This window comes from Sulfitobacter sp. 1A13368, from assembly GCF_043557275.1.
In the GTDB taxonomy this organism is placed as follows: domain Bacteria; phylum Pseudomonadota; class Alphaproteobacteria; order Rhodobacterales; family Rhodobacteraceae; genus Sulfitobacter; species Sulfitobacter faviae.
In genome coordinates, this window is record NZ_JBIFFR010000011.1 from 1 (window position 1) to 19,114 (window position 19,114).

The window sequence follows — 19,114 nt, forward strand, 5'->3', positions numbered from 1 at the left end:
AGGTCATCGCCAAACCTAATAAGTTCCTAGACTACAGTATCTCTCTACGATGATCAGATTAACAAAACCGCCGCAGCTCATAGCTGCGGCGGTTTTGTGTTTGAGGGGGGCGGGGAGTGGTGCCCAATAACTGTCTATTTTCCGCCCTTCACTTGGCGCAATGGATCGGTAACTCTTTCGCAACTGCGTAGAGAGACTGATATGACGCCCCCCATTGATAAGGCTGCCACTTCTTCGTCCGACTTGGACCACGCCGCGATGTCTGCGATTCGGAATGTCATGGCAGATGCGGAGAGTGCTCCGGACCCACGCGCCGGTTCGGGGCTGGCAGAGCCGCCGGTGGCCCCTCGGCGGCCGGGGCGCGTGGCTTTTCCGGATTTGCCGGAGCCGGAAGCCGTTGACGTTAAAATTAGGAAGGCGTCACGCCATAGGATTCGTGCGAAACGTCCTCCGGCCCGGGCGGTGATCCTCAGCCTTCTAGCGCTGGCGATGGTTCTGCGCCCTTGGTTAGTGTTCGGCGTGCTATTCGTTACAGTGTTTGTCGTGTTGGGGGTCTTCCTCGCCCTCGGTTATGATGGGTTTTGGCAGCGAGCGATGGCGCTTGGGCGCTGGTATGCCGCGCGGCGGCCCGAGCGTGCGGCGGCGCTTCATGCGCGTTTGGATGCTTTCGCCATGAAATGGGACGCCATGCTCGACCGATTCCCCGAAGGCACCGTCGACGGGCTGTATCTTCCTGACTTTGGCGAGATGGCAGCGGCAGAGGCGCGGCATGACGCGGCGCTTGACCGCCGGTTCGATCGTCTGCGCGACCCGGAAGGCTGAGGCGCGCGCGAAGATGTCTTGAAACTAGGGGGCGGACCCGTTACATCCGCCCAATCGGGCAACAGGGAAAGATGTCATGGCCACCACCAATCCGCTTCAGTTCATCCAGCAGGTTCGCACCGAAGTTGCAAAGGTTGTTTGGCCGACAAAGCGCGAAGTGATGCTGACCACGGTGATGGTCTTTATCCTTGCCGCACTGACAGCTGTTTTCTTTGCGATTGTCGATATCCTGATCCGCGGCGGTTTGCAGCAGATCCTTGGGATGTTCGGCTGAGCACCGCCCGCATGGGTGATTTTATCTTTACACCCTTGAAACCTGCGTCTGCGCGGGCTATTGCGCAGACCTGACCTGAAAAGGGCGTGCGGCGATTCGAGTTGCGCGCCGATTTTTTGTTCAGATGTTGCGGGGCTTGGCCCCCGTGTTAATTGACGAATTTCATGCCGGGGCAGCCCGCATGGCAAGACAGGGACCAGAGTTCAGATGGCAAAACGGTGGTATTCGGTCAGTGTCCTGTCGAACTTCGAAAAGAAGATCGCCGAGCAGATCCGCGCGTCCGTGGCCGAGCAGGAACTTGAAGACCAGATCGACGAAGTGCTGGTGCCCACCGAAGAGGTGATCGAGGTCCGGCGCGGCAAGAAGGTGACAACCGAGCGTCGCTTCATGCCCGGCTATGTGCTGGTGCATATGGAAATGTCCGACGCAGGCTATCACCTGATCAACTCGATCAACCGCGTCACCGGTTTCCTTGGACCGCAGGGCCGTCCGATGCCGATGCGCGATGCCGAGGTTCAGGCGATCTTGGGTCGCGTGCAGGAAGGCGAAGAAGCGCCGCGCACGCTGATCCACTTCGAGGTCGGTGAGAAAGTGAAGGTCGCCGATGGTCCGTTTGAGGATTTCGACGGCATGATCGAAGAGGTGGACGACGAGAACCAGCGTCTCAAGGTTTCGGTCTCGATCTTTGGCCGGGAGACCCCGGTTGAATTGGAATTCACTCAGGTCAACAAGCAGGTCTGAGTGTGCGGCGGGGTACACCCCGCCATCCCGGCATCTGAGGGTGTCGGTCATTGTGGGAGGGACGGGCGTCGCGGCGTCTAGGCCCGCACCACGCAACGAAGAACCCGCGGGGCGCGCCCCAAGGGTGTTGAAAGGAGAAGGCCAATGGCCAAGAAACTCGTCGGTACGATGAAGTTGCAAGTTAAAGCGGGTCAAGCAAACCCGTCCCCGCCCGTGGGTCCCGCCCTCGGTCAGCGCGGCATCAACATCATGGAATTCTGCAAGGCGTTCAACGCCAAGACCGCAGACATGGAGCCGGGCGCACCGTGCCCCACCGTGATCAGCTACTATCAGGACAAGTCCTTCACCATGGACATCAAGACGCCCCCGGCGTCCTACTACCTGAAGAAAGCTGCCAAGGTGAACTCCGGCGCGAAAACGCCGAGCCGTGAGACTGTCGGCACCGTGACCACCAAGCAGCTGCGCGAGATCGCAGAAGCAAAAGCCGCCGACCTGTCCGCGAACGACGTGGAAGCGGCGATGAAAATCATCCTGGGCTCCGCGAAGTCCATGGGCATCGAGGTGAAGTAAGATGGCAAAACTTGGAAAACGCACCCGCGCCGCCCGTGAAGCTTTTGCTGGCAAAGAAGAGATCACCGTCGAAGAAGCGGTAAGCCTCATCAAAGCGAACGCCACCGCGAAGTTCGACGAAACCATCGAGATCGCGATGAACCTCGGTGTTGACCCGCGTCACGCAGACCAGATGGTCCGCGGCGTTGTTGGCCTGCCCAACGGCACCGGCAAAACCATGCGCGTTGCTGTCTTCGCACGTGGCGCGAAAGCTGAAGAAGCCGAGAAGGCTGGCGCAGATATCGTTGGCGCAGAAGACCTGATGGAAACCGTGCAGTCCGGCAAGATCGACTTTGATCGTTGCATCGCGACACCCGACATGATGCCGATCGTTGGCCGTCTGGGTAAAGTGCTTGGCCCCCGCAACCTGATGCCGAACCCCAAGGTTGGCACCGTGACCATGGACGTCGCCGACGCCGTGAAAGCGGCCAAGGGTGGTGAAGTTCAGTTCAAAGCCGAAAAGGGCGGTGTCGTCCATGCAGGCGTTGGCAAACTGTCCTTCGACGAAGCCAAGCTGGTTGAGAACATCCGTGCCTTCGTCGGCGCCGTGTCCAAAGCCAAGCCGGCCGGTGCCAAAGGCACCTACATGAAAAAGATCAACCTGAGCTCCACAATGGGCCCGGGCGTGTCGGTCGCTGTCGAGAACGCGACCGCCGAGTGATCCTGTGGGGTGGGGGCCAGCCTCCCACCTTACGACCCGAGATTTGGCGGCTTCGGTCGCCAGATACGCAAGGACCAGAAGATCGGTCCGCGCGTCTGTCCGAGACGGAGGGTTTGGGCCACGGCCTGAATAATTCCTTCCTGAGATGGGAAACCGGAAATTCCTGCCTTCGGGCGGTTTTGGCCGGGACCCTGACATTGGACCCGAATGGGGTGCAGAAGACCGCATCCTGAACTGAGCCGGGGGGCAACCCCCAAATTTGGAGTGAAACTGTGGATAGAGCACAAAAAGAACAGTTGGTCGACGAACTCGGCCAAATCTTTGAAAGCTCTGGCGTCGTTGTGGTTAGCCACTACGTCGGTTTGACAGTTGCCGAAATGCAGGACCTTCGGGCGCGCGCACGCGCAGCCGGCGGGGCCGTGCGTGTTGCCAAAAACAGGCTCGCCAAGATCGCCCTTGAGGGCAAGCCATGCGAAAGCATTGCTGACCTTCTGACGGGTATGACCGTTCTGACCTATTCTGAGGATCCTGTGGCTGCGGCCAAGGTTGCTCAGGAGTTCGCCAAGGAAAACAGCAAGCTTGTTATCCTCGGCGGCGCAATGGGTGAGAACGCGTTGGACGCCGCCGGTGTCGAAGCCGTGTCGAAAATGCCTTCGCGCGAGGAGCTTATCTCCTCCATCGCGGGCATGCTTGGCGCACCTGCTTCGAACATCGCCGGGGCCATTGGCGCACCTGCAAGCAACATCGCATCCATCTTGTCCACCATCGAGGACAAGGCGGCTGCGTAAGGCAAATCGTCAAACTGGCGCACGGGTTGAACACGCGCGTTGGAACACACATATCGTAACGGAAAGAGCTAAACATGGCTGATCTGAAAAAACTGGCAGAAGACATCGTTGGTCTGACTCTGCTTGAAGCACAAGAACTGAAAACCATCCTGAAAGACGAGTACGGCATCGAGCCCGCCGCTGGCGGCGCAGTGATGATGGCCGGCCCTGCTGAAGGTGGCGCTGCCGAAGAAGAAAAGACCGAATTCGACGTCGTTCTGAAGAACGCCGGCGCATCCAAGATCAACGTGATCAAGGAAGTCCGCGGCATCACAGGTCTCGGCCTGAAAGAAGCCAAAGACCTGGTCGAAGCCGGTGGCAAGATCAAAGAAGGCGTCGACAAAGCCGAAGCCGAAGACATCAAAGGCAAGCTGGAAGCAGCTGGCGCCGAAGTCGAGCTGGCCTAAGCCAGAGGTGCGTGTCCTCACGCACCACGCATGAACAAGGGCTGGACGGGAATTTTCCTGTCCAGCCTGACCTGTTTTGACGAATGTTCCCCGCGGGAGCATTTCTCTGGAGAGGTCCAAGGTCGGAAGGGGTGCAGTGGGACGCATTCCAAGAATTGACCCGGATTTTCCGCTCTTATGGGCGCGCACCACGGCCCCGGTGGTTGATGCGCTCGGCGAGAGACACGAAAGGTGACACGACACATGGCACAATCCTTCCTTGGCCAGAAACGTCTGCGTAAATATTACGGCAAGATCCGCGAAGTGCTGGAGATGCCGAACCTCATCGAGGTTCAGAAATCCTCCTATGATTTGTTCCTGAATTCCGGCGACGCCGAGACCCCCACCGATGGTGAGGGGATCACGGGCGTTTTCCAGTCGGTCTTCCCGATCAAGGACTTTAACGAAACTTCGGTACTCGAATACGTCAAGTACGAGCTGGAAAAGCCCAAGTACGACGTTGAGGAATGCCAGCAGCGCGACATGACCTACAGCGCGCCGCTGAAAGTGACCCTGCGCCTCATCGTGTTCGATGTGGACGAGGACACCGGCGCCAAGTCCGTCAAGGACATCAAGGAGCAGGACGTCTTCATGGGTGACATGCCCCTGATGACCCCGAACGGCACCTTCGTCGTCAACGGCACCGAGCGTGTGATCGTCTCCCAGATGCACCGCTCCCCGGGCGTGTTCTTTGACCACGACAAGGGCAAGACCCACTCCTCGGGCAAGCTGCTCTTCGCCTGCCGCATCATTCCCTACCGCGGCTCCTGGCTGGACTTCGAGTTCGACGCCAAGGACATCGTCTATGCCCGCATCGACCGTCGCCGCAAGCTGCCGGTAACGACCCTGCTCTATGCCCTGGGGCTGGACCAAGAAGGCATCATGAATGCCTATTACAACACCGTCACCTTCAAGCTGGAGAAGAACAAGGGTTGGGTTGCGCCCTTCTTCCCCGACCGCGTGCGCGGCACCCGTCCGACCTACGATCTGATCGACGCCAACACCGGCGAGATCCTTTTCGAGGCCGGCAAAAAGGTCACCCCCCGTGCGGTCAAGAAGCTGCTCGACGAAGGCAAGGTCAAGGAACTGCTGCTGCCGTTCGACCACATCGTCGGCAAGTTCGTCGCGCGTGACATCATCAACGAGGAAACCGGTGCTATCTACGTCGAGGCCGGTGACGAGTTGACGCTGGAATACGACAAGGACGGCACGCTGATCGGCGGCACCGCGAAGGAGCTGATCGACGCCGGCATCACCGAAATTCCGCTGCTGGACATCGACAACGTTAACGTCGGCCCCTACATGCGCAACACCATGGCGATGGACAAGAACATGAACCGCGACACCGCGCTCATGGACATCTACCGCGTCATGCGCCCGGGCGAGCCGCCCACCGTCGAGGCCGCCTCCGCGCTCTTCGACACGCTGTTCTTCGATAGCGAGCGTTACGACCTCTCGGCTGTGGGCCGCGTGAAGATGAACATGCGTCTGGCACTCGACAAGCCCGACACGCAGCGCACGCTGGACCGTGACGATATCGTCGCCTGCATCAAGGCGCTGGTGGACCTCCGCGATGGCCGCGGCGACATTGACGACATTGACCACCTCGGCAACCGTCGTGTGCGTTCCGTTGGCGAGCTGATGGAAAATCAGTACCGCGTCGGCCTGCTGCGTATGGAGCGCGCGATCAAGGAGCGGATGTCTTCCGTCGAGATCGACACCGTGATGCCGCAGGACCTGATCAACGCCAAGCCAGCGGCTGCTGCGGTGCGTGAATTCTTCGGCTCCTCGCAGCTGTCGCAGTTCATGGACCAAACCAACCCGCTGTCGGAGGTGACGCACAAGCGTCGTCTTTCGGCGCTTGGGCCGGGCGGTCTGACCCGTGAACGTGCGGGCTTCGAGGTGCGCGACGTGCACCCGACACACTATGGTCGGATGTGCCCGATTGAAACGCCGGAAGGTCCGAACATCGGTCTGATCAACTCGCTGGCCACCTTTGCCCGCGTGAATAAATACGGCTTCATCGAAACGCCTTACCGCGTTGTCAAAGACAGCACCGTCACCGACGAAGTGCACTACATGTCCGCGACCGAGGAAATGCGTCACACCGTGGCGCAGGCGAACGCCAACCTCGACGACGACATGAAGTTCGTGAACGAGATGGTCTCGACCCGTCAGTCCGGCGACTACACGCTGGCACCGACCGAGAACGTGGACCTGATCGACGTGAGCCCGAAGCAGTTGGTCTCGGTCGCTGCCTCGCTGATCCCCTTCCTTGAAAACGACGACGCCAACCGCGCTCTCATGGGCTCGAACATGCAACGTCAGGCCGTACCGCTTCTGCAAGCCGAAGCGCCGCTCGTCGGCACCGGCATCGAAGAAGTTGTGGCACGTGACTCTGGCGCTGCCTACACGGCACGCCGCGCGGGTATCATCGACCAAGTCGATGCCTCGCGTATCGTGATCCGGGCCACCGAAGACCTTGAACTGGGCGACGCAGGCGTGGACATCTACCGCATGCGCAAGTTCCAGCGCTCGAACCAGAACACCTGCATCAACCAGCGTCCGCTGGTGAAAGTGGGTGAGAAGGTCACAAAAGGTCAGGTCATCGCGGATGGTCCGTCCACCGACATGGGGGAACTGGCGCTCGGCAAGAACGTCGTCGTCGCCTTCATGCCGTGGAATGGCTACAACTACGAAGACTCCATCCTGATCTCCGAGCGGATTTCCCGTGACGACGTCTTCACCTCAATCCACATTGAGGAATTCGAAGTCGCCGCGCGTGACACGAAGCTTGGGCCAGAAGAGATCACCCGCGACATCCCGAACGTCGGCGAGGAAGCTCTGCGCAACCTCGACGAAGCCGGTATCGTGTATATCGGTGCGGACGTGGAGCCGGGCGACATCCTTGTGGGTAAGATCACACCGAAGGGCGAAAGCCCGATGACGCCGGAAGAAAAGCTTCTGCGCGCCATCTTCGGGGAGAAAGCCTCTGACGTGCGCGACACCTCGTTGCGTGTGAAGCCGGGCGATTTCGGCACTGTTGTCGAAGTGCGTGTCTTCAACCGTCACGGCGTCGAGAAAGACGAGCGTGCGCTGCAGATCGAGCGTGAGGAAGTTGAACGTCTGGCCCGTGACCGGGACGACGAGCTGGCGATCCTCGATCGCAACATCTACGCGCGCCTCAAGGACATGATCGTCGGCAAGGTCGCCGTGAAAGGTCCGAAAGGTGTCAAGGCGAACAGCCAGATCACCGAGGAACTGCTGGAAACCCTGACCCGCGGTCAGTGGTGGCAGCTGGCCCTTGAAGACGAGGATGACGCCAAGATCGTCGAAGCCCTGAACGAGCAGTACGAGATCCAGAAACGGACCTTGGATGCGCGTTTCGAGGACAAGGTCGAGAAAGTCCGCCGTGGCGACGACCTGCCCCCGGGCGTGATGAAGATGGTCAAGGTCTTCGTGGCGGTGAAGCGTAAGCTGCAGCCGGGCGACAAGATGGCCGGTCGTCACGGGAACAAGGGTGTGATTTCGAAAGTGGTGCCGATGGAGGACATGCCGTTCCTCGCCGATGGTACCCCGGTCGACTTCTGCCTCAACCCGCTCGGCGTGCCGTCGCGTATGAACGTCGGTCAGATTCTCGAGACGCACATGGGCTGGGCCGCACGCGGTCTGGGCCTGAACGTCGACGAGGCGCTGCAGGAATACCGTCGTTCGGGCGACCTGACACCGGTGCGCGAAGCGATGCACCTGGCTTATGGCGAGGATGTCTACGAAGAAGGCATCACCGGCATGGACGAGGATACGCTGCTGGAAGCGGCCGACAACGTACGCCGCGGCGTGCCGATCGCCACACCGGTCTTCGACGGCGCCAAGGAAGCGGACGTGAACGACAGCCTCAAGCGGGCCGGGTTCGACACCTCCGGTCAGTCGGTGCTCTTCGATGGTCGGACAGGCGAGCAGTTCGCGCGCCCGGTGACCGTCGGCGTGAAGTACCTGCTGAAGCTGCACCACCTGGTGGACGACAAGATCCACGCGCGTTCGACCGGGCCGTACTCCCTCGTCACACAGCAGCCGCTGGGTGGTAAGGCGCAGTTCGGTGGCCAGCGCTTCGGGGAGATGGAGGTCTGGGCTCTGGAGGCCTATGGCGCCGCCTATACCCTGCAGGAAATGCTGACCGTCAAGTCGGATGACGTCGCGGGCCGGACCAAGGTCTATGAAAGCATCGTCAAGGGCGAGGATAACTTCGAAGCGGGCATTCCTGAGAGCTTTAACGTTCTCGTCAAGGAAGTGCGCGGCCTCGGCCTGAATATGGAACTCCTGGATGCGGAGGAGGATGAGTGAGGCATAGACGGAATTTTTCAAAAATTCCGGACCGTTTTCTTTCAAAGAAAACGGCACCCCTCACTCCCAACGCACCCCTTTCAAGGATTTGAAAATGAACCAGGAACTGTCAAACAACCCGTTCAACCCGCTGACGCCGCAAAAAGCGTTTGACGAGATCAAGGTCTCCTTGGCCTCGCCCGAGCGGATCCTGAGCTGGTCCTTCGGTGAGATCAAGAAGCCGGAAACCATCAACTACCGTACGTTCAAGCCCGAGCGTGACGGCCTGTTCTGCGCGCGTATCTTTGGCCCGATCAAAGACTACGAATGCCTCTGCGGCAAATATAAGCGCATGAAGTATCGCGGCGTCGTCTGCGAGAAATGCGGTGTGGAAGTCACGCTGCAGAAAGTCCGCCGTGAGCGTATGGGCCACATCGAGCTGGCCTCGCCGGTGGCCCACATCTGGTTCCTCAAATCGCTGCCCTCGCGCATCGGCCTGATGCTGGACATGACCCTGCGTGATCTGGAGCGCGTGCTCTACTTCGAGAACTACGTGGTGATCGAGCCGGGCCTCACCGATCTTCAATACGGTCAGATGATGACCGAAGAAGAATACATGGACGCGCAAGACGCCTATGGCATGGACGCTTTCACCGCCAACATCGGCGCCGAAGCGATCCGCGAAATGCTGGCGGCGATCGACCTTGAAGCCGAAGCCGAGAACCTGCGCGCCGATCTGAAAGAGGCGACAGGCGAGCTGAAGCCCAAGAAGATCATCAAACGTCTGAAAGTGGTCGAGAGTTTCCTTGAATCCGGCAACCGTCCGGAGTGGATGGTCATGACCGTGATCCCGGTTATCCCGCCCGAGCTGCGCCCGCTGGTGCCGCTGGACGGTGGCCGCTTCGCGACGTCTGACCTCAACGACCTCTACCGCCGCGTGATCAACCGGAACAACCGTTTGAAGCGTCTGATCGAACTGCGCGCGCCTGACATCATCGTCCGCAACGAAAAGCGGATGCTGCAGGAATCCGTCGATGCTCTGTTCGACAACGGCCGCCGTGGCCGCGTCATCACCGGTGCCAACAAGCGCCCGCTGAAGTCGCTCTCGGACATGCTGAAAGGTAAGCAGGGTCGCTTCCGTCAGAACCTTTTGGGTAAGCGCGTCGACTTTTCCGGCCGTTCGGTCATTGTGACCGGCCCGGAGTTGAAGCTGCACCAATGTGGTCTGCCTAAGAAGATGGCCTTGGAACTCTTCAAGCCGTTCATCTACTCGCGGCTTGAGGCCAAAGGTCTGTCCTCCACCGTGAAGCAGGCGAAGAAGTTGGTCGAGAAAGAGCGTCCCGAGGTTTGGGACATTCTGGATGAGGTGATCCGTGAACACCCCGTCATGCTCAACCGCGCGCCGACGCTGCACCGTCTTGGCATTCAGGCGTTTGAACCCGTCCTGATCGAAGGCAAGGCGATCCAGCTGCACCCGCTGGTCTGCTCGGCCTTTAACGCCGACTTCGACGGTGACCAGATGGCCGTTCACGTCCCGCTCTCGCTGGAAGCCCAGCTGGAAGCGCGTGTTCTGATGATGTCCACGAACAACGTTCTGTCGCCCGCGAACGGCGCGCCGATCATCGTGCCGTCGCAGGATATGATCTTGGGTCTCTACTACACGACTCTTGAGCGTGAAGGCATGGTTGGCGAAGGCATGGTCTTCGGCTCCGTCGACGAGGTGCAGCACGCCCTCGACGCCGGTGCGGTTCACCTGCACTCGAAGATCAAGGCGCGGATCAAACAGATCGACGCTGAAGGCAACGAAGTGATGATGCGCTTTGACACGACCCCCGGTCGTATCCGTCTTGGTGCGCTTCTGCCGCTGAACGCCAAAGCGCCGTTTGATCTGGTCAACCGTCTGCTGCGCAAGAAAGAAGTGCAGCAGGTCATCGACACCGTCTACCGTTACTGCGGTCAGAAAGAGTCGGTCATCTTCTGTGACCAGATCATGACCATGGGTTTCCGCGAAGCTTTCAAAGCGGGCATCTCCTTCGGCAAGGACGACATGCTGATCCCCGACACCAAATGGCCGCTGGTTGAAGAAACCCGCGAGCAGGTGAAGGACTTTGAACAGCAGTATATGGACGGCCTGATCACTCAGGGTGAAAAGTACAACAAAGTCGTCGATGCATGGTCGAAGTGTAACGACAAGGTAACCGAGGCGATGATGGGCTCCATCTCCGCCGTGACTCACCATGAGAACGGTTCCGAGAAAGAGCCGAACTCGGTCTACATGATGGCTCACTCCGGTGCTCGTGGCTCGGTCACGCAGATGAAACAGCTGGGCGGGATGCGCGGCTTGATGGCGAAGCCGAACGGCGACATCATCGAGACGCCGATTATCTCGAACTTTAAAGAAGGTCTGACCGTTCTCGAGTACTTCAACTCGACACACGGTGCGCGGAAAGGTCTGTCGGATACCGCTCTGAAAACAGCGAACTCCGGTTACCTGACACGCCGTCTGGTGGACGTGGCGCAAGACTGCATCGTGCGCGAGCATGACTGCGGCACCGAAACCGCGATCACCGCCGAAGCGGCTGTCAACGATGGTGAGGTTGTCTCTTCGCTGGCCGAGCGTCTGCTGGGCCGTGTGGCGGCGGACGACATCCTCGTGCCGGGCACCGACGACGTGCTCGTCCCGGCGGGGACGCTGATCGACGAGCGCATGTCGGATGCCATCGACGAGGCTGGCGTGCAGTCCGCACGGATCCGCAGCCCGCTGACCTGTGATGCCGAAGAGGGCGTCTGCGCCATGTGCTATGGCCGTGACCTCGCGCGCGGCACGCTGGTCAACCAAGGTGAGGCCGTTGGCATCATCGCGGCCCAGTCGATTGGTGAACCCGGTACACAGCTGACGATGCGGACCTTCCACATCGGCGGTGTTGCGCAGGGTGGTCAGCAGTCCTTCCTTGAGGCCAGCCAGTCGGGCAAGGTCGCTTTCGAGAACGCACAGACGCTTGAGAACAGCGCCGGTGAAGTGCTCGTCATGGGCCGGAACATGAAGCTGTTGATCGTCGATGAGAATGGTGAGGAGCGGGCCAGCCACAAGATCGGCTACGGCACCAAGCTGCACGTCAAAGAAGGCGACGACGTGGCGCGCGGTGACAAGCTGTTCGAATGGGACCCTTACACCCTGCCGATCATCGCCGAGAAACCCGGTACGACCAAATACGTCGACCTGGTGTCGGGCATCGCGGTCAAGGAAGACACCGACGAAGCTACCGGCATGACCCAGAAGATCGTGATCGACTGGCGCGCGGCCCCCAAGGGCAACGAGCTCAAGCCCGAGATCATCTTGGTGGGTGAAGATGGCGAACCGGTCCGCAACGATGCGGGCAACCCGGTGACCTATCCGATGTCGGTCGATGCGGTTCTTTCGGTCGAAGACCAGACGCAAGTTCAGGCCGGTGACATCATCGCGCGTATCCCGCGTGAAGGTGCCAAAACCAAGGACATTACTGGTGGTCTGCCGCGTGTGGCCGAACTCTTTGAGGCACGTCGCCCCAAAGACCACGCCATCATCGCGGAAATCGACGGCTATGTCCGCTTTGGCAAGGACTACAAGAACAAGCGCCGCATCGCGATTGAAAGCTCGGATGATCCGGACGTGAAGGTTGAATACATGGTGCCCAAGGGGAAACACATCCCCGTGGCCGAAGGCGACTTCGTGCAGAAGGGCGACTACATCATGGACGGCAACCCCGCGCCGCACGACATCCTCGCGATCATGGGCGTTGAAGCCTTGGCCGAGTATATGATTGACGAGGTGCAGGACGTTTACCGCCTGCAGGGTGTGAAGATTAACGACAAACACATCGAAGTCATCGTGCGTCAGATGCTGCAGAAGTGGGAAATCCAGGAAAGCGGCGACACCACGCTGCTCAAGGGCGAACACGTCGACAAGCAGGAATTCGATCAGGCCAACGAGAAGGCCCTGTCGAAAGGTGGCCGTCCTGCCAAGGGCGAACCGATCCTCTTGGGCATCACCAAGGCGTCGCTGCAGACCCGCAGCTTCATCTCGGCCGCCTCGTTCCAGGAAACCACGCGCGTGCTGACCGAAGCCTCGGTTCAGGGCAAGCGGGACAAGCTGGTCGGTCTGAAAGAGAACGTCATCGTGGGCCGTCTGATCCCCGCCGGGACCGGTGGCGCGACGCAGGCGATGCGCAAAGTGGCGACAGACCGCGACAACGTCGTGATCGAAGCGCGCCGCGAAGAGGCCGAAGCCGCCGCCCGTCTGGCCGCCCCGGAAGCCTCTGTGGAGGACGACATCGTCGGTGGCGATGTGTTCAACACGCCGGTCGGTGACGACGAGAGCCGCGATTGATCGCAGCACCTCATTGAAGAACAAAAGCCCCCGCAGTGACGCTGCGGGGGCTTTTTTATGGGGTGGGCAAATGCCGCGGCCAGACACCGCCCCGGGGGGCTGGTTTCTGAGGCCAAAGCCTTATATCCGCCACATAGTCCGAATAGGTTTGCAAAAGCTTAACCGTCGTAAGGTGCTTTGATGACGTCCCGCATTCTACATATCGACGACGACCCGATTGTTCTGGAACTGGTCAAGATGATCTTTTCCGACGACAGGTCGCTGAGCTTTGTCTCCTGCCTGAACGCCCGCGATGCGCTGGCGGTGGTTGATGATCTCAAGCCTGACCTGATCATCAGCGATATTTCCATGCCGGATATGGGCGGGTTGGAACTGGCCCATCGGTTCGGCGAGAATCCGGCCATCGCCGGGACGCCGATCATATTTCTCAGCGGGCGCACCCGCGATCTTGAGGTCTATGACGCCTTCCGCGATTTGGCGGCCACGGTGATGCAAAAGCCGGTCGAGCCGGGGTTGCTGCGCAGCACTGTGCGTAATCTGCTGGCCAGCCAGCAGCAGCCGGTGGCGCAGGCTTCGAACCAGTAGAGCGCCGATCTGGGCGGCGCGAGCCGCCGTTCTTGACAGCCCCCGCAGCCGCTGCCAGTCATTCAGGGGCGGCAGTGATATAAGCCGCACCATTTTCCCGGAGCGCTTTCATGTCCCCCAATACCATCGGCGCGCTGCTGATGATCGCCTCGATGGCCTGTTTCACGTTTAACGACACGCTGCTCAAAATGACCGACGGGGCGCTGCCCCTGTTTCAGCTGTTGTTCCTGCGCGGGGTGACGACTTCGGTCCTGATCTTGGCCCTTAGTCGGCAGCTTGGTCGGATCGATTTTCGGCTTCAAGCGCGGGACTGGCAGGTCATCGGCCTACGCTCGGTGGCCGAGATCGCGGCGGCTTATTTCTTTCTCACCGCGTTGTTCAACATGCCTTTGGCGAATGTCACCGCCATCCTTCAAGTCGTGCCGCTTTCGGTGACGCTGGCGGCGGCGCTGGTGTTCCGGCAGGCGGTCGGCTGGCGGCGTTTGGTCGCCATCGGCATTGGTTTCTGCGGGGTGCTGTTGATCGTCAAACCGGGGGCGGAAGGGTTCAATATCTGGTCGCTCTACGTTCTGATCGCCGTGCTCTGCGTGACGGTCCGTGACCTGTCGACCCGCGCCTTGTCACCGGCGGTACCCTCGATGACCGTGACCTTGGTGACCGCCCTGTCGGTGATGACGGCGGCGGGTTTGGCGTCGCTGAGCGCGCCTTGGGCCCCGGTGACGCCCTCGGTCGCCGCGCTGATCGGCGGCTCAGGAGTCTTTGTGCTAGGCGGCTATTTCTTCTCGATCCAAGTGATGCGGGTGGGCGATATCGGCTTCATCGCGCCGTTTCGCTACACCGGCCTGCTTTGGGCGCTCTTGCTGGGCTGGGTCGTCTTTGGTGACTGGCCGGGGGCCTTGACCCTTATCGGCGCGGGGATCGTGGTGGCCACGGGGGTCTTCACCCTCTACCGCGAGCGGAAGTTGAAGGTTCAGGCCGAGAAGACGCGCCGCACCTGAGCTTGGTCGATGGCGAACCGTTCCTGAAACAGCGCTTCGCCTTCGGCATCCAGCGGGGCCACTTCCACATGCCGCGCCAACCCCTGCCGCGAATCGTTCGAGCCGTTGTGGCTGCGCACGAACATCGCCGCATCGGGCAGGCTGACGCAGGGCATGAAGCGCGGCAGTTTCTCATGGGCGAAGTTCATGACGGTGACCGGGCTGCCCCCCTTCACATACATCGCCAGCGCGGCGACGTTGAGCGGGCGGTACACTTCGGCGGCGCGGATGCCCTGCGGGCCGAATTCCGCGACATAGCCCTTGGGCCAGTCAAAGGCGACGGAGCGCTGGCCTTTCAGCAGCCCCGCGCTTTGCGCGACCGTTTGGCGCAGCCGGGCAATGAAGTCGACCGAGACCGCATCGTCATCGTCGTAGCGGAACTGTAGGCAAGGCTCGGCCGGGTTGATCCGCGCGGCGTTCAGCACCTCCTTCATCACCTCCCGATGATTGCGCGGCGGCTCACGGTGAATAACCGCCTGCGGCAAGTCGGCCAGCAGCGATTCGAGGCGTCGGGCGTGGGGCGCCGGGAACTGGTCGCCGATGACGAAGACGATCGAGAAGTCCCGGTCGGTTTGGGCCTTGAGGCAGGGCAAAGCGACGGTTTCGAGCAGGCGGAAACGTTCTTCGAGCCGGGCCGCGTCATAGAGATAGGCGATGCGTTCCTCGGTGGTCTCGTGGCCGACCTGAAAGCCGCCCAAAGCCGGGTAGGAAAAGCGGCAAAGGCCGATCGCTTGCATGGAGGTTTCCTTCTGTCCTTCGCCGAACTATGGCGAGCGGGGCAGGGGCGTGGCAAGGGCGGAATGTGGCACCCGGACACGGAATCAACCCGCAGGCGCCGGGCCATCACCCGGCAAACCTCCGCGACCCGACCGGCGCCCACCTGTTGACAGGCCCCGCGCCACGCTCTATACGCCCGCTATCTCGGAGGTGGAGGCCGCTCTGCCAGTCCGAACTCATAACTGAAGTGGTCACGATCCGGCCTACTACTGGCCCGATCCTCTGTTAACCCACCGCGTCGTTTTCCTCGGTACGGGAACGTTGCGGTCATTTTGCTTTGTGGACGCATGAAGTAACCGAAATTAGCCGCATGGGGGATCCCCCGTGTACACAATCTGAGCGATACGGGGATATAACCGGAATGCCAACGATCCAACAGCTGATCCGCAAGCCGCGGCAGCCGAAAGTCAAACGTTCGAAATCCATGCACCTGCAGGAGTGCCCGCAAAAGCGCGGGGTCTGCACACGCGTGTACACCACCACACCGAAAAAGCCGAACTCGGCGATGCGTAAGGTTGCCAAGGTGCGCCTGACCAACGGGTTCGAAGTGATCTCCTACATCCCGGGTGAGAGCCACAACCTTCAGGAGCACTCCGTGGTCCTGATCCGCGGCGGTCGTGTGAAAGACCTTCCGGGTGTGCGTTACCACATCCTGCGCGGTGTTCTTGATACGCAGGGCGTCAAAGACCGTAAGCAGCGTCGTTCGAAGTACGGCGCGAAGCGTCCGAAGTAATCTCGCACCGGTGGGGCCCGTCCCCGCCGATCCACCCGATGTTCGGTGGGGCAGCGCCCCACCACCCGCCAAGAGGAAGACACTGACATGTCACGCCGCCACGCCGCTGAAAAACGCGAAGTCCTGCCAGACGCCAAATACGGCGATCTGGTTCTCACCAAATTCATGAACAACCTGATGATCGACGGCAAGAAATCTGTCGCCGAGCGTATCGTCTACAACGCGATGACCCGCGTCGAAGACAAGATCAAGCGCGCGCCGATCGAAGTGTTCCACGAAGCGCTGGAAAACATCCAGCCTTCCGTCGAAGTGCGCTCGCGCCGCGTTGGTGGTGCCACCTATCAGGTGCCCGTCGAAGTGCGCCCCGAGCGTCGTCAAGCGCTGGCGATCCGCTGGTTGATCAAAGCCGCCCGTGCGCGTAACGAAAACACCATGGAAGAACGCCTTGCCGGCGAGCTGCTGGACGCTGTGCAGTCCCGTGGTACCGCTGTTAAAAAGCGCGAAGATACGCACAAGATGGCCGACGCGAACAAAGCGTTCAGCCACTACCGCTGGTAATCTCAACGTCGCGCCCGGTTTCGGGCGCGATCCGTTCGTACTGATATTTTCGAGGAAGCAGCCCCATGGCACGCGACTATCCGCTCCAACGCTACCGCAACTTCGGCATCATGGCTCACATCGATGCCGGTAAAACCACTTGTTCCGAACGCATCCTGTTCTACACCGGCAAAAGCCACAACATTGGTGAGGTGCACGACGGCGCCGCAACCATGGACTGGATGGAGCAGGAACAAGAGCGCGGCATCACCATTACCTCCGCCGCGACCACCACTTTCTGGCAGCGTCAGGAAGAGCCCACAGCCGATGCGACATCCGACACCAAGTTCCGGATGAACATCATCGACACCCCCGGCCACGTTGACTTCACCATCGAAGTTGAGCGTTCGCTGGCCGTTCTCGACGGTGCGGTTGCCGTTCTCGACGCCAACGCCGGTGTTGAGCCGCAGACCGAAACCGTCTGGCGTCAGGCTGACCGCTACAAGGTGCCGCGTATCGTTTTCGTCAACAAGATGGACAAGATCGGCGCGGACTTCTTCAACTGCGTGCACATGATCAAGGACCGCACAGGCGCCACGCCTGCTCCGATCCAGATCCCGATCGGCGCAGAGAACGAGCTGGAAGGCATCGTCGACCTCGTGACCATGAAAGAATGGGTCTGGGCCGGTGAAGACCTCGGTGCCGCCTGGGAACAGCGCGAAATCCGTGACAGCCTGAAAGAGACCGCCGGCGAATGGCGTGCCAAGCTCATCGAGACCGCGGTCGAGATGGACGACGAGGCGATGGAAAACTACCTGATGGACGGCGCCGAGCCCGACGTCGACACCCTGCGCGACCTGATCCGCAAGGGTACTTTGGCCATCAAATTCATCCCCGTTCTCTGTGGCTCCGCCTTCAAGAACAAAGGTGTTCAGCCGCTCTTGAACGCCGTGATCGACTATCTGCCCAGCCCGCTGGACGTTGTCGACTACATGGGCTTCAAGCCGGGCGACGAGACCGAGACCCGCAACATCCCGCGCCGCGCGGATGACGACATGGCGTTCTCGGGCCTTGCGTTCAAAATCATGAACGACCCCTTCGTCGGCTCGCTGACCTTCACCCGCATCTACTCGGGCGTTCTGCGCAAGGGTGACACGCTTCTGAACTCGACCAAGGGTAAGAAAGAGCGCGTCGGTCGTATGATGATGATGCACTCCAACAACCGCGAGGAAATCGAAGAAGCCTTCGCGGGCGACATCATTGCGCTGGCGGGTCTTAAGGACACCACCACCGGTGACACGCTCTGCGCGCAGAACGATCCGGTCGTCCTCGAAACCATGACCTTCCCCGATCCGGTGATCGAGATCGCGGTCGAGCCGAAGACCAAGGCCGACCAGGAAAAGATGTCTGCAGGTCTGGCCCGTCTGGCCGCCGAGGACCCCTCCTTCCGCGTCGAGACCGATCTGGAATCCGGTCAGACCATCATGAAGGGCATGGGCGAACTTCACCTCGACATCCTCGTCGACCGTCTGAAGCGTGAGTTCAAGGTTGAAGCAAACATCGGTGCGCCTCAGGTTGCCTACCGTGAGACCATCAGCCGCGAAGCCGAAATCACCTACACCCACAAGAAGCAGTCGGGTGGTTCGGGTCAGTTCGGTGAGGTCAAGATGATCCTGACGCCGACCGAGCCGGGCGAAGGTTACTCCTTTGAGAGCCGCATCGTCGGTGGTGCCATTCCCAAGGAATACATCCCGGGCGTGGAAAAGGGTATCAAGTCGGTTCTGGACTCTGGTCCGCTGGCGGGCTTCCCGGTCATCGACTTCAAGGTTGCCCTGATCGACGGTAAGTTCCACGACGTGGACTCCAGTGTTCTTGCCTTCGAAATCGCCGCCCGTATGGGTATGCGTGAAGGCATGAAGAAAGCTGGCGCCAAGCTGCTGGAACCGATCATGAAGGTCGAAGTTGTGACCCCGGAAGAGTACACCGGTGGCATCATCGGTGACCTGACATCCCGTCGTGGTCAGGTGCAGGGTCAAGATACGCGCGGCAATGCCATCGCGATCGACGCCTTCGTACCGCTGGCCAACATGTTCGGCTACATCAACACCCTGCGTTCGATGTCGTCGGGTCGTGCGAACTTCACCATGCAGTTCGACCACTACGAACCCGTGCCGCAGAACATCTCGGACGAGATTCAGGCCAAGTTCGCTTAAGGAAATCGGCGCGTGGGAAACCGCGCGCCGACCCAAATCGTTGGGTGTGTGCTGCGCATACACCATTGAGAAAGACCAAAAGGAGCCAACACCATGGCAAAGGCAAAGTTTGAACGCACCAAACCGCACGTCAACATCGGCACGATCGGCCACGTTGACCACGGTA

At 60.3% G+C, this 19,114-nt stretch carries 15 protein-coding genes; 14 read left to right on the forward strand and 1 reads right to left on the reverse strand.

From position 1 onward, the window contains the following. The first annotated feature begins 462 nt into the window (after positions 1-462). The 11 genes from ACGYK4_RS17075 (at position 463) to ACGYK4_RS17125 (ending at position 14,649) form a co-directional block, all read left to right on the forward strand. Positions 463-822 carry a hypothetical protein gene (locus ACGYK4_RS17075; protein ID WP_394434438.1) on the forward strand — a complete coding sequence of 120 codons (360 nt, stop codon included), beginning with the start codon at positions 463-465 and terminating at the stop codon, positions 820-822. A 76-nt stretch (positions 823-898) separates the two neighbouring features. Beyond that, entirely contained in the window at positions 899-1,096 is a 198-nt protein-coding gene (secE, locus tag ACGYK4_RS17080; protein ID WP_007118815.1) for a preprotein translocase subunit SecE, read from the forward strand. 207 nt (positions 1,097-1,303) lie between these two features. Next, the gene (gene nusG / locus ACGYK4_RS17085; RefSeq protein ID WP_067264099.1) at positions 1,304-1,837 is read left to right on the forward strand and encodes a transcription termination/antitermination protein NusG; all 534 of its coding nucleotides are present in this window, start codon (positions 1,304-1,306) and stop codon (positions 1,835-1,837) included. Positions 1,838-1,981: 144 nt separating this feature from the next. Continuing rightward, the gene (gene rplK, locus ACGYK4_RS17090) at positions 1,982-2,407 is read left to right on the forward strand and encodes a 50S ribosomal protein L11 (RefSeq protein WP_067267940.1); all 426 of its coding nucleotides are present in this window, start codon (positions 1,982-1,984) and stop codon (positions 2,405-2,407) included. Position 2,408: 1 nt separating this feature from the next. Continuing rightward, on the forward strand, positions 2,409-3,107 hold the full coding sequence (rplA, locus tag ACGYK4_RS17095; protein WP_168612833.1) for a 50S ribosomal protein L1: 699 nt from the start codon (positions 2,409-2,411) through the stop codon (positions 3,105-3,107). A gap of 272 nt (positions 3,108-3,379) precedes the next feature. After that, a complete protein-coding gene (gene rplJ / locus ACGYK4_RS17100) occupies positions 3,380-3,895 on the forward strand; it encodes a 50S ribosomal protein L10 (RefSeq protein WP_067267943.1) in 516 nt (171 codons plus the stop codon). 74 nt (positions 3,896-3,969) lie between these two features. Next, the gene (rplL, locus tag ACGYK4_RS17105; RefSeq protein ID WP_067267945.1) at positions 3,970-4,341 is read left to right on the forward strand and encodes a 50S ribosomal protein L7/L12; all 372 of its coding nucleotides are present in this window, start codon (positions 3,970-3,972) and stop codon (positions 4,339-4,341) included. 243 nt (positions 4,342-4,584) lie between these two features. After that, positions 4,585-8,721, forward strand: a complete 4,137-nt coding sequence (gene rpoB, locus ACGYK4_RS17110) for a DNA-directed RNA polymerase subunit beta (RefSeq protein ID WP_394457523.1) — start codon at positions 4,585-4,587, stop codon at positions 8,719-8,721. A 94-nt stretch (positions 8,722-8,815) separates the two neighbouring features. Further along, positions 8,816-13,066 carry a DNA-directed RNA polymerase subunit beta' gene (rpoC, locus tag ACGYK4_RS17115; protein ID WP_394457524.1) on the forward strand — a complete coding sequence of 1,417 codons (4,251 nt, stop codon included), beginning with the start codon at positions 8,816-8,818 and terminating at the stop codon, positions 13,064-13,066. A 180-nt stretch (positions 13,067-13,246) separates the two neighbouring features. Next, complete coding sequence (locus tag ACGYK4_RS17120; protein ID WP_067267950.1) at positions 13,247-13,651, forward strand: two-component system response regulator; 405 nt, start codon at positions 13,247-13,249, stop codon at positions 13,649-13,651. 110 nt (positions 13,652-13,761) lie between these two features. After that, positions 13,762-14,649, forward strand: a complete 888-nt coding sequence (locus ACGYK4_RS17125) for a DMT family transporter (protein ID WP_394457525.1) — start codon at positions 13,762-13,764, stop codon at positions 14,647-14,649. Here the strand turns inward: ACGYK4_RS17125 and ACGYK4_RS17130 are convergent. Next, a complete protein-coding gene (locus ACGYK4_RS17130; protein ID WP_394457526.1) occupies positions 14,622-15,425 on the reverse strand; it encodes a putative rhamnosyl transferase in 804 nt (267 codons plus the stop codon). The genes ACGYK4_RS17125 and ACGYK4_RS17130 overlap by 28 nt on opposite strands. Before the next feature lie 401 nt (positions 15,426-15,826). Here ACGYK4_RS17130 and rpsL point away from each other — a divergent pair, with 401 nt between their 5' ends. From rpsL to fusA, 3 genes are all read left to right on the forward strand, one after another. Then, positions 15,827-16,198 (forward strand): 30S ribosomal protein S12, encoded by a 372-nt coding sequence (rpsL, locus tag ACGYK4_RS17135; protein WP_007118826.1) that lies wholly within the window; start codon positions 15,827-15,829, stop codon positions 16,196-16,198. 87 nt (positions 16,199-16,285) lie between these two features. Beyond that, a complete protein-coding gene (gene rpsG / locus ACGYK4_RS17140) occupies positions 16,286-16,756 on the forward strand; it encodes a 30S ribosomal protein S7 (protein ID WP_067267956.1) in 471 nt (156 codons plus the stop codon). A gap of 65 nt (positions 16,757-16,821) precedes the next feature. Next, positions 16,822-18,948 carry an elongation factor G gene (fusA, locus tag ACGYK4_RS17145; protein ID WP_394457527.1) on the forward strand — a complete coding sequence of 709 codons (2,127 nt, stop codon included), beginning with the start codon at positions 16,822-16,824 and terminating at the stop codon, positions 18,946-18,948. Positions 18,949-19,114: the final 166 nt, after the last annotated feature.